The sequence below is a fragment of the Psychroserpens sp. BH13MA-6 genome, from assembly GCF_052983595.1.
In genome coordinates this window covers 184,288-196,863 of record NZ_JBRJGE010000006.1, presented here as the reverse complement: position 1 = coordinate 196,863, position 12,576 = coordinate 184,288, and the positions used below count along the sequence as shown (strand labels likewise).

The 12,576-nt window shown below is 33.9% G+C and carries 10 protein-coding genes; 9 read left to right on the top strand and 1 reads right to left on the bottom strand.

The genetic code is table 11. The features are described 5' to 3' along the window. Positions 1-9: 9 nt before the first annotated feature. The 9 genes from ACU8DI_RS13060 (at position 10) to ACU8DI_RS13020 (ending at position 10,874) form a co-directional block, all read left to right on the top strand. Positions 10-576, top strand: coding sequence for a Crp/Fnr family transcriptional regulator (locus ACU8DI_RS13060; protein WP_447113227.1), 567 nt, complete (start codon positions 10-12; stop codon positions 574-576). Between the two features lie 108 nt (positions 577-684). Next, complete coding sequence (locus ACU8DI_RS13055; RefSeq protein ID WP_447113226.1) at positions 685-3,069, top strand: TonB-dependent receptor; 2,385 nt, start codon at positions 685-687, stop codon at positions 3,067-3,069. Between the two features lie 5 nt (positions 3,070-3,074). Next, positions 3,075-3,635, top strand: a complete 561-nt coding sequence (locus ACU8DI_RS13050) for a hypothetical protein (protein WP_447113225.1) — start codon at positions 3,075-3,077, stop codon at positions 3,633-3,635. Continuing rightward, on the top strand, positions 3,632-4,423 hold the full coding sequence (locus ACU8DI_RS13045; protein ID WP_447113224.1) for a hypothetical protein: 792 nt from the start codon (positions 3,632-3,634) through the stop codon (positions 4,421-4,423). The genes ACU8DI_RS13050 and ACU8DI_RS13045 overlap by 4 nt, the downstream gene beginning before the upstream one ends. Beyond that, positions 4,407-5,219, top strand: coding sequence for an SDR family NAD(P)-dependent oxidoreductase (locus ACU8DI_RS13040; RefSeq protein WP_447113223.1), 813 nt, complete (start codon positions 4,407-4,409; stop codon positions 5,217-5,219). Before ACU8DI_RS13045 ends, ACU8DI_RS13040 begins: the two co-directional genes overlap by 17 nt. A 170-nt stretch (positions 5,220-5,389) precedes the next feature. Next, positions 5,390-6,613: a helix-turn-helix domain-containing protein gene (locus tag ACU8DI_RS13035; protein ID WP_447113222.1), complete on the top strand. Its 1,224-nt coding sequence runs from the start codon at positions 5,390-5,392 to the stop codon at positions 6,611-6,613. Between the two features lie 55 nt (positions 6,614-6,668). Beyond that, positions 6,669-8,798: a serine hydrolase domain-containing protein gene (locus ACU8DI_RS13030; protein WP_447113221.1), complete on the top strand. Its 2,130-nt coding sequence runs from the start codon at positions 6,669-6,671 to the stop codon at positions 8,796-8,798. A 20-nt stretch (positions 8,799-8,818) separates the two neighbouring features. Continuing rightward, complete coding sequence (locus tag ACU8DI_RS13025; protein ID WP_447113220.1) at positions 8,819-10,750, top strand: carboxypeptidase-like regulatory domain-containing protein; 1,932 nt, start codon at positions 8,819-8,821, stop codon at positions 10,748-10,750. Between the two features lie 13 nt (positions 10,751-10,763). Beyond that, positions 10,764-10,874 carry a VOC family protein gene (locus ACU8DI_RS13020; protein ID WP_447113219.1) on the top strand — a complete coding sequence of 37 codons (111 nt, stop codon included), beginning with the start codon at positions 10,764-10,766 and terminating at the stop codon, positions 10,872-10,874. 702 nt (positions 10,875-11,576) lie between these two features. On the opposite strand, the gene ACU8DI_RS13015 is transcribed toward ACU8DI_RS13020, so the two are convergent. Beyond that, entirely contained in the window at positions 11,577-12,527 is a 951-nt protein-coding gene (locus tag ACU8DI_RS13015; RefSeq protein ID WP_447113218.1) for a DUF6371 domain-containing protein, read from the bottom strand. Positions 12,528-12,576: the final 49 nt, after the last annotated feature.

The window sequence follows — 12,576 nt, the reverse complement described above, 5'->3', positions numbered from 1 at the left end:
CAGAAATAAATGGAACAGATTAAACAAATAATAAAGCAAATGATTTCTATTTCGGAGGACGAACTCAACGACTTTCTTGACCAATCTGTTATCAAAACTTTTAAACGACAAGAAATCATAAGTCAACCTAATGCTATTCCTAATGATATTTTTTTTATCAATAGAGGATTAATTAGAGTTGTAATTACTGATAATCAAGGAACAGAACACACAGTTCATTTTGCTTTGGAAAATCAATTTATTTCAGACTATTCCAATTTTATGCAAAAACAGCCATCATTTTATACTTTACAAGCCCTCGAAGAAACGGAGGTTGTGGTTTTGCCTCGAGCATCTATTGAGTGGGGTTACAAAAACTTGAAAGAAGGTGACAAAATGGGACGGCTCATCGCTGAATACTATTTTATCTATCAAGATAACCGTATTAAAAACACCTATTCCAGAACACCAAAGCAGCGCTATGACAATATCAAAAATGTTTTTCCAAACATACACAATCGTGTTCCACAGCATATGATTGCTTCCTATTTAGGAATTACACCAGTTCATTTAAGCCGGTTGAAGAAAGAAGTTTAATAGCAATTGAGCATCAAAGTCTAAACATATGTTATCGTTTAGCGCCCTACAATTAAACAACTTTGCATTCATAATTAAAATAATTTGTAATTGGCAAATTGGGAACTTATGAAACATGCAATTTTAGTATTAACAACCTTACTTACACTATATGCAAGTGCACAAAGTGGTGTAATAAAAGGTGAGATTGTTGACCAACAATCTGATCTGCCTCTAATAGGCGTTACCGTCGAACTCCTTAATCAACAAACACCTACTGGAACTATTACGGATAGTAATGGCTACTATTTTTTAACAAACGTACCATTGGGCAGACAAACCATCAGAATATCCTATCTGGGTTATGAGTCCATTACAACCCCGAATATTATTGTTACAGCAGGGAAAGATGCAATTGCCGATTTTAAACTTATAGAATCATTTGGTGCACTTGACGAGGTGATCATAACTTCCGAAAGACCCAAAGACAAACCAATTAATACTTTATCTACAGTTTCTGCAAGACAATTTGGAATTGAAGAAGTTCAACGCTTTTCTGGGGGAAGAAGCGATATTGGAAGATTAGCTTCAAACTTTGCTGGAGTGTCCTCGCCAGATGATAGCAGGAATGATATTGTGGTAAGAGGTAATTCACCAACGGGCTTATTATACCGATTAGAAGGTGTGCCAATTCCAAATCCAAATCACTTCACTTCTGCTGGAACTACTGGTGGTGCAGTTAGCGCAGTAAATCCGAATATTTTAAAAAATTCTGATTTTCTAAGTTCTGCTTTTCCTGCCGAATATGGTAATGCTCTAGGTGGTGTTTTTGACTTAGGGTTTAGGAATGGTAATAAAGATGCATATGAATTCACATTACAACTAGGAGCTTTTACAGGCGTTGAAGCTTTGGCGGAAGGTCCTATAGGAAAAAACAACGGCTCATTTATCATCGGTGCACGATATTCATTAATCGGACTTATTGGTGCTGGTGCTGGTGGTACCACAGCTACACCAAACTATGCGGATTTGTCATTTAATGTAGATTTTGGATCTTCCAAAGTAGGTAACCTTTCAATCTTTGGCATTTTAGGAGATTCTGATATCGATTTCCTTGGAGATGATATTGATGAAGATGACCTTTTTGCAGCTGAGGACGAGGATTTATATGTAGAATCTGCCTTTGGTGTCATTGGTTTGAAGCATAAAATAAGGCTCAATGATAACTCCTACTTCCAAAGTGTTGTAAGTACGTCGTTTACTACCGATGCAATTATTTCAAACAGATACATAAACAAAAATCAGGAAAATGAGCGGATCATACTTTATACAGAAAATGATAATGCTGAAAACAGATGGTCCTTTTCAACCTTTCTAAATTCTAAATTGAATAAAAAGACTACCATTCGTACAGGTGTTTTATTCGAAAAATTTAATATTGAAGCGCTATTAAGGGACCGAACGGAGCAACCTGACTTAGATGGTGACGGAGATCCTGATGTGTTTACATTTCGAGATATTGATAAAAATCTTAGCATCATACAACCATATATTCAATCGCAATTTAGGCTCAACGAAAAGCTGACATTAAATGGTGGTCTTCACGCACAATATAGTACTTTAAATAAGCAATTGGTTATAGAACCAAGAGCAGGAATGCAATATAAAATAGCTAATAACCATACCTTAAGTTTGGGTTACGGCCTACATCATCAATTGGTGCCATTACCAATTTTATTTTTAAATGAAGAAATTAACGGTCAATTAGTGCCAAGCAATACAGATTTAGAATTTGTAAAGAGTCGTCATTTTGTTGTAGGTTATGATCTAAGGTTAGCAAAAAATTGGAGAGCCAAATTAGAAGTTTATTACCAAAATATATCGAATGCAGCGGTAGAACCTTTTTCGTCAAGTTATTCTTCTCTTACAGAAGGTGCCGATTTTGTTTTTGACAATGATAGAGTTTCCTTAGTTAATGATGGAACAGGATATAATCAAGGTATTGAGTTAACTTTCGAAAAGTTTTTTAGTGATGGCTATTATGGTTTAATCACCACTTCAATTTTTGAAAGCAAGTATAAAGGTAGCGATGGTATTGAACGCAATTCACCTTTTAATAATGGTTATGTTGCAAATCTATTAGCGGGTAGGGAATTTAAAATAGGAAAAGAGAAGCAGAATGTCTTATTCATTGATACTCGTTTTTCTGTAGCAGGAGGAAGATATTTTACACCCATAGATTTGGAAGCTTCACAAAATGCAGGCTTTGAGATTTTAAAGGAAGCGTTAGCATTTAGTCAACAATATGAGGACTATTTAAGATGGGATGTGAAATTTGGTTTCAAATTAAACGTAGTGAACAAAAAGCAATCACACCAATTCTATTTCGATTTACAAAATGTCACCAACAGAGAAAACGTATTTGTTCAAAGGTACAATCGACTCACGAATCAGGTTGACCAGATAAATCAGATTGGTTTTTTTCCTGATGTTGGCTATCGTTTTCAATTTTAATGTTTATGAAAAAGACAGTCCTTTTAGTTTTTATTATTGCCTTGAATAGTTGCTCATCAAAAAAAATGGCTATCGGGATGTATTCTTCTTTTTTATCAAATGAAATGAATGAATTGAAAACCTATATTACGGAGGAGAGTATAATCAATGAATCCATTTCAACGGTTAAGGTAGGCTGGCATTTGGAGCATATACTTTTGACAATTAATGAAATCTATCTAAACATGGAATCCTCAAATCCAAAAACATTCAAAAAACGGCCAAACTTAACCCGAATATTGATGTTTTCTGGAAACAAAATACCCAGAGGTAAAGCAAAGGCACCGCAAGTTGTGCAACCACAAGGTAAAATTACAGTTCATAGAATTTTAAAGAACTACGAGCTAGCTGAAGAAGTCTTACAAAAGTTTGATGCCCTAAATGAGTATAGTTATATCAAACATCCATCAGCAGGCTATTTGAACAGAGAGGATGCAAAACGCTTTCTAAAAATTCATACCGAGCATCACTTAAAAATTATAAGAGACATCCTGAACATTGAAACTACTAATTCTATTGATAAATGATAACATTCTTTGAAGAACTAAAAATAAGAAATGAAACCCTATTCTATTATGGTTTACTATGCCTTGTATTCGCAGTAATCTTTCTTATTTTGACCAAAACTACTTCTACACAAGTATATGGCGTAAATGCTTGGTATAAACCCTTCAAATTTGCTTTTTCAACCTTTTTATTTGCGTGGGCAATGGCATGGTATTGTCATTACTTATCAAATTTTAATACTCAGTTTTTTAGCTGGTCTGTGATTTTACTATTAGGTTTCGAAATTGTGTATATCGCTATTATGGCAGGGAAAGGACAGATTTCTCATTACAATTTGAGTTCGCCTTTTTATGCTGCAATGTTTTCATTAATGGCATTAGCAGCTACATTAGTTACCCTATATACAGCGTATGTTGGCTTTTTGTTTTTAACCAATTCATTTCCAGATTTGCCAAATCATTATGTTTGGGCTATTCGATTGGGTATTTCAATTTTTGTCATTTTTTCCTTTGAAGGCTTTGTAATGGGTTCAAACTTGAGTCATACGGTTGGTGCTCTCAACGACAATTCAAATTGGTTTATAGTGGGTTGGAGCAAAACAGCAGGCGATTTAAGAGTTTCGCACTTTATCGGAATGCACGCTTTACAACTATTGCCGATTCTTTCATACTACCTTATAAAAAATACAAAGGCCACCATTTTAATATCTTTTTTATACGGACTGCTTGCAATTGCATCACTTGTTCAAGCTTTACAGGGTAAACCATTATTCACATCAAAACAAGAAAAAAATGAAATTATCAAATAAAGAAAAAATAAGACTAAAAACCCACTATGGTGAATGGGCTATTATTACAGGTGCTTCATCAGGTATTGGCTTAGAGTTAGCCACACAATTAGCAATCGCAGGGTTTAATCTTGTGATTATTTCAAGAAGTTTGGAAAGGTTACAAGAAGTGGAATCCATTTTAAAATCGATTGCAGATATTGAAATAAAAATTGTCAACGTTGATGTATCAGCCGTGAAAGGCATTGACCAAATTATTGAAGCCACAAAAGGTTTGAATATCGGACTTTTTGTTGCTTCGGCAGGTTATGGCACTTCCGGTAATTTTATTGACAGTTCGCTACAAATCGAAATCAATATGCTACGGGTTAATTGTGAGGCCTTACTTTCATTAACCCACTATTACAGTCAGCAATTTGCCCAGCAAAAACGTGGTGGTATTATTTTAATGAGTTCTATGGTAGCTTTTCAAGGTACACCGTATTCTGCAAATTATGCCGCAACAAAAGCCTATGTGCAAACATTAGCAGAAGGATTAGCTATTGAATTAAAACCAAAGGGAGTTGATGTTTTAGCGGCAGCACCTGGACCAGTTGAGAGTGGTTTTAGCAAACGAGCAAATATGAAGATGTCTATGTCGCTCAAGCCATCACAAGTAGGTGCTCCCATATTAAAAGCATTAGGGCGAAAGACCACCGTTTTGCCAGGGTTATTGACTAAAGTTTTGGTTTATTCCCTGAGAACCGTTCCAAGATGGGGTAAAGTAAGAATAATGGAAAAAGTAATGGGTGGTATGACTGAACATCAACGGAAGTAACTACTAACTCCAACACCGAGTATAATTCATTGCGATTGAATTTACTGTCGGAAATTCAATCTTATTAATTATCTTTAGTCAATGACGAAAAATGAGTCTCTCCATTTTACGTAACAAATCATACACGAACATGTTGTACTTAAGCTTGCCCAGTCCTGAATAAAACACAAATGAATTTTAATATATTTTTCAGTCATAAAATTTTCTTTGACTTTAATGATAAAAGCTCACTACTTCTTATTTTCTTTTTCAATGGAATCGTTTTTTCTTACCTATTATTCAAAAGGGCTATTACCCATAGTCACAATTCGAGTAAATGGTTGGGATGGTTTGTACTCTTAAGTACCCTTTACATTAGCCCATTCCTGTTTGGATATGCTGGTTGGTACTCTAAAAAATTATATCGTGAAATTCTGTTTTTCATTCCTTTGCAGCAACTATTTCTGATTGGGCCTATCATTTACTTTTACGTCCAAAGTCTTTTGAACAAGTCATTCAGAATTGAGAAAAGAGACGTCCTACATTTTCTGCCATCTATACTGTATATGGTTTATAGCATTGTGGTCTTTGTTTCAGATAAATTCATTTTTTCCGAATATTACTTTTATGCCGATGGTAAAGACAAGGATCTTTCCCATTGGTACCAGATAGCAGGTTTAATATCGATGTTGTACTACCTTTTCCTCAGTCTGCGCTACTATCTTCTTTATAAAAATTTAGCGTATCAAGAAGTAAGTTTTGCCGAAAGCGTACTTTTTAAATGGGTCATACATTTTTTGATCGCTTTCTCATTTATCTTAATTCTCAGGGTATTGTTTTTTATACTTAATCCGGAATGGTGGAATTTCGGTAGTAAATTTTGGTATTATCTCTGCTTTTCTTTATTGTTCTTTTACATTGCGGTCAGCGGGTATTTCAATACCGTAAGTGTACCTTTTTCTCTCGATATTGTGTTTAGGGATTCTTCTGCAAAAAAGATATCTGGAACAAATGAGGTAGTTTCAAATCAAGAGAATTCATTACAAACCGAAACCGAAATAGCAAATTTTGAAGAATGGAAAACTAAGGTTGGTAACTACGTCGGACTTGAAGACGTTTATACAAATCCAAACCTAACATTGACCGATGTTGCATCAGCTTTGCGAACAAACAAAAACGTAATATCCAAGGTTATCAATAAAGGGTTTGATATGAACTTTAACGACTTTATCAATGCCCAAAGAGTAGACGTGATAATCACAAAGATTCGTGATGGTGAATTGGATTCAAAAACACTTCTTGCCATCGCATTAGAAAGCGGGTTTAATTCTAAGTCTACATTTAATAGAGCTTTTAAGAAGAAAACATCCCTTACCCCAAAAAACTTTATCGCAAAAAATGGTGTCAAATCATAATTTGAAGCGATTGGCGGAGTAATTAGTATTTGTTTTGTCTTATATAAATTCAGTTATGAAAAAAATACTTCTTATTTCTATTTTACTTATTCCCATCATGTCTAATGGGCAAGAACCAATTCAAATTATAGATTCTCTATTCAATAGTAAACTGTCAGAGGATGATCCGGCTCTATTCGTTGGTGTTTTAAAAGATGGTGAATTTATATATGAAGGTTATAAGGGGCTAGCTAATTTACAGAATAATGTAAAGGCTTCTACCGAGTCTCGTTCTAACATCGCTTCGGTGGCCAAACAATTCACCGCCTTAATGATTTTAGATTTAGCCCTAAAGGGAAGGATAAGTTTAGAAGATGATATCCGAACTTACGTACCAAAACTATATCCAGATGTCAAGGAAAGAATCAGGATTAGGCATTTACTAAATCACACGAGCGGTATTCGCGATTATTCCGATTTAATGAGTATTCAACAAAAACCATGGTGGAAACAGGTGGGAATGGATAATGATGATGTAATGGAACTTCTTGAAAAGCAACAAGATTTAGCGTTTGAGCCAGGAAGTAAGCATATGTACAGTAATTCAGGATATACCATACTTACTAAAATAATTGCCAAGGTCACAGGAGAAGACTTTTATAGCTACTCAAAAAACTTCTTCAAGAATTTAGGTATGGAGAATACGTCGTTTTCAAAGAGCTACATGGAAGTTATTCCAAATGTAGTACTTCCATACTCAGATTGGGGAGATGGGGTGTGGAAAGAATATCCTATGTTGACCAATCTTTATGGTGATGGATTTCTATACACTACTTTAAAAGACCAGTTACATTTTGAGCAAGCTATTCAAAAGGCACCTGTTTCTCATAATCGTTTGCTAATCGAGAGCCAAAAGCCTATTCCGAATAGCGAAATAAACACCTATGGATTTGGTCTAGAGCTAGAGGATAGATTAAATTACAAAGCGGTGCATCATTCGGGTTCTACAGGATCTTACCATTCCCAAATTGTACGGTTTCCAGAACAAAACTTGAGTGTTTTTGTGATGAGCTCTAATAGTAGGCTTTGGAGCGGATTTATTGCAGACGAGATAGCACAGGTCTTCTTGCCAAAAAAAGAATCTGAAATAGTGTATGATGAAAGTATTAAATCTTTTCAAGAACAAGCTTCAATAGAAAGCATCGTTGGTCAATATCGTTCACCTGACGAAATTATCATTCGTATTCAATTAAAGGAAGGGAAAATCTATTGGCAAATGGACAACAATCAGCCCATAGAGTTAAGTCGTGAAAAAGATAACTTGTACGCAATTGCCAGCAACACTTCAACCAAGATTGGGTTCAAGGTCAATAAAGACATTGATGATTCACTAACTGTTTTCTGTCCAAATTCCAAGACGAGAACCTATCAAAAAATAGCAGATTTCAATCCTAAAATTGAACACCTCGAAGCTTTTGAAGGTGATTATTACAGTGAAGAACTAGAGACCTCTTTTTCAATTCAACTAAATGGTGCTAATAAATTACGGTTTAAAATGAAAGGATGGAAAAACGAAAAAGAAGTTGAACCACTTACTAAAAATGATTTATTAGTTTCTGACTATAGATTGCATGTCGAAAGAGATGTATTTGACCGCGTTACTGCGATTTTGTTGACCACCAATCGTGTATTGAACAATAAATTCATAAAGAAAACCAAGCTATTCTTTCAGCCAAAAATAGAAACAGAAAATGGTTCTATACAAGTGACTACCATTGGTTCTAAAAATGGTGACGCCTCAAGCATATTACTAACAAAGAACTATCCTACGGGCAATGAGATTTGGTCGAAACAGTTTGGTGGAAAAAGTTATGACAAAGCCAGCTCTATTTTAGAGATTGAAGATGGATACTTAATCATAGGATCAACAAGTTCCTACGGAAACGGTAATTACGATGTATTTGTCATAAAAACGGATAAACAAGGAAACAAAATTTGGCAACATACGTATGGTGATTTTTACAATGAATATGGTTACTCTGCAGAAAAAACCAAAGCTGGGTATATCATTAAAGGTACCATTCAAAAATGTTCCTCAAACTCTGATGTATTTAACAGAACCTGTACCACCAATGTTTGGTTTATTACAATCGATGCTAAAGGCAATGAAATTTCAAATAAAATTCTTGAGAAGGTAGATTCTTGATTGATAAACAAAAATAACAAATGAGTTTATTCAGTAATAAAGTTTTATTGTCCATTGTAATAACGTTTTTTCTTTATGAGATTACATCAGGACAAGACTATAATGCAGGATTTAAGTATTTTCAACTTAAAGATAGTACTAGAATTTACAAACCAGACACAAAACAAGATAACGAACTTCATTACCGTCCAGTAGATTTAGATGTTTGGTATCCATCGACTCAAAACAATGAAAAAGCTTTAAAATTCGGCGATTTGTTCGGTCTTTTTGAACAACGCGCCAATAACTATCAAGATGATCAAGATTATTCTGGCATTACTCAAGAACTAGCTCAGTTTTACTTTGCTGAATTGGGTTTGGGAACGGACAGTCAAAAGTTACTCGATATAGAAACTAATAGTTTTTTAAAACTTGATCCTATTAAAAAGAAACACCCAATTGTGATTTATTTTGCTGGTTTTAATGGTATGGGATTTGAAAACTATAAAATTCTGGAAAAACTAGCTCAAAATGGCTTTTTGGTTGTTTCCATATGGTCAGTAGGTCGTTATCCAGGTGAAATGACCAACCAAAAAGAAGATATGCTCGAACAAGTTTACGATGCAGAGTTTGCAATTCGGTATCTTAAAGAAAAAAACGTCTTCAATGCTGATTTTACTAACTTAGGTCTTATTGGTTATAGTTGGGGCGGAATGAGCTCGGCTACTTTCTTAAAAAGAAATCCAAACACAAAGGCTTTCGTCTCATTTGACGGAACAGAAACCCATTATTTTGGTGAAGACGATGAAAATGATCAATTCATTCGCGAAATTTATGATTCCAAATTATTGAATCCAAAAAATAGTGACTTCAAATACCTTTATTTAGAAAGTGGAGATAAGCTCAATGAGTTTGAACCATCAAGAAAGTATGATTACTTCCAAGAATTGGATACTGAAAAATACTATTTATGTTTCAAGAATAGTCAGCACATTGATTTTTCTTGCATACCTTCAATATTGGAGGCTTCGGCAGGGGCAATCCAAACCTATTCTGATATTGAAAAATTAACTTTAGCTTTTTTCAACAAATCCCTAAAAGATAAAGATGAATTTCAAGGGGTGTGGAAAATCATAACCACATCAAGCAGAACAAGCTTGATGCCTTATAACATTTCGAAACAAACTACCATAGACAGAAAAGTGACAGGTATTATTCTCGATAGTAAAAATAATGAACCATTATCCTATGTAAACATTGGATTTCTAAATCGAGAAATTGGAACTGTTACGGATAAGAATGGGGAATTCTCTCTCGATATAATAAAACAATATGAAAATGACACGTTGAGGATTTCGTCTATCGGCTATAAACCAATTGAGATATTGGCAAAAGAGTTAGCATTAAAATCCCAGCCGGTAATAGTTCAATTGGAAGAACTCATAAGCGAATTAGACAAAGTGGTCATTACTGCCAAGACGTATAAAAGAAAAAACCTTGGTAACAAGACCAAATCAAAATTTATGAGTACGGGATATTATTATGACCAACTTGGCACTGAAATGGGTGTGAAAATCAATATCCGAAAAAAGCCAACACTAGTCGACGCTTTTAACTTTAACGTTACTTACAATAAGCTAAATGCCAAATCAACGTTTAGGATAAATTTTTACAGTGTGGAAAACAATAAACCAAAAGAAAATATTTTAAACCAAAATATATTCGTATCAATTACACCTAAAGATGTTGGAAATATTACCGTAGACCTAAAGCCTTACGATATTGTTCTTACTGAAGATGTCATTATAACACTTGAATGGATAGAAAACAAAGGGGACAAAAGTAAGGACGATGCCATATTTTTTTCACTAGGAATGTTCAACAGTGGCACGTTACACAAAAAATCAAGTCAGGGAAAATTCCAAAAACACAGCGGTATGGGCATTGGTTTTAATGTTGATGTGAGATATTAAAAAAAAAATTAAAATGAAATATGGATATACAATAATTTATGTGAAGAACGTCAAAGAGATGCTAGCGTTTTATGAAAAAGCATTTGGCTTCAAAAAAAACTTTATAACTCCTGTGAGTGACTAAGGCGAATTAATTTCAAGAGAAACCACAATTGCTTTTGCTACCATTGAATTAGGAGATACTAACTTTAAAGAAGGGTTCAGAAAACTTGACAGAATCAAGAAACCTTTTGGAGTCGAATTGGCTTTTGTCAAAGAACATATCTCATCTAGGCTGAAAGATAAAATAATTTCTTAAATATTATTTATGACATAATAGGAATAGTAAAATGCAGTTACCAACAACGTTTATAACTCAAAGCACTTTCACTATCCACAAAAACTACTCAAAACGCTCACTACCTGTTGTTTTGAGTATTAATACGTGCGCTAAACTCGTATATGTAGCGTTCTATGTGCTTGTCAATTGCTTGATGTTTAATACTATTTAAACATTATCTTTAATTAAACTTACGGTAATAACATACGGTCAATTTACGGTATTGAAGTACGGTTAGTTTACGGTATGAATGAGGTTTATGTGACAGAATAATCTGAATTTTCCTCAGTTATCGACATAATTTAAACTTTAAAGCGAATCTATCTTATAATCGTAAAATTTAAGGTGTTTCGAATTAATCATTAATTATAACCATCACGATTTATCGTGTCATCTTGAAATAGGAACTACTTTTTATTATTTAACTTAAGATCCTTTTATTCAATTAATTTGCCTTATTGATTTTTTAAATCCAAAATAAAATTCGAAAGTTGAAATTAGTCCGATTCAATGAACTAATTTTCTAAAAAAATCTTCAAGGTCACAACCGTAGATACCTGCTTGGTGTAATTCCTCATCGGATTTTCCTCTGGTCATATCCCATAATTTTGCATTTACACCTATTTTTTTCAAATCGAAAACTTTCTTTTTAACGATATTGACTGAATCATTTTCAATATCTGGTATTATTAGAACATCGTGACCAATTAAGCTATTGAATTTATTTTGGTTTAAACCATTTTTTCCTCCATAGGATAACCAGGTATATTTGGGCAATAAAATTGAACCTACAATTGCGGTTTTTTCACTTTCTACCAATATCAACTTTTGAACTTCCTTTAGACTATCAATAATAAGATGTTCGCCAAATAGACATGAGTAATAACCTTCACTATTGGTATAAATATGATTAAATCTCTCGGTTCTACGGCCGTTCTTTTTATAATAAGATAGTTTGCATTTTTGTATTTGCAACTCTTTGTTTATTTCCCAAAACATGGTAGCTCCATCACTGTGAGTGCCTAACAAGTAATCCTCTTTGACAGTTTCAGTTTTTTCGTTACCGTATGTTTTACGGAGGTATACGAGTAAATTGTTTTCAGGTTCAATTTTTGTTGATGCAATCGCAATATTTTCTTTAATAAATTTTTGTTGCGCTTTATCGTTTTTACGGTTACAGTATATCGACTTAATTGAAGGGGAGTTGGTTACTAGTGTGTCGTATTTTTCTAGAGTTTCATTATAGGTAAATTGATTGCCAATTTCATCTTCATATATGGGAGGTGGTAATGTCGCTTTACCGCAGCTGTGACAAAAACCGAATTGTTCAGGCAAACCAATATAATTGACGAACTTTAAACTGCCACTAGATCCTCTGTTTTTTTTGCCGCAACAAGGTGTAATTAAATTAGGGTTTCTCTTGGATGAAAATTTTAGATTAAGGTTTATGCGTTTCATTTGTAGTTTATTTAAGCTTATTGGAAACCTGAAACACGAAACATTATTT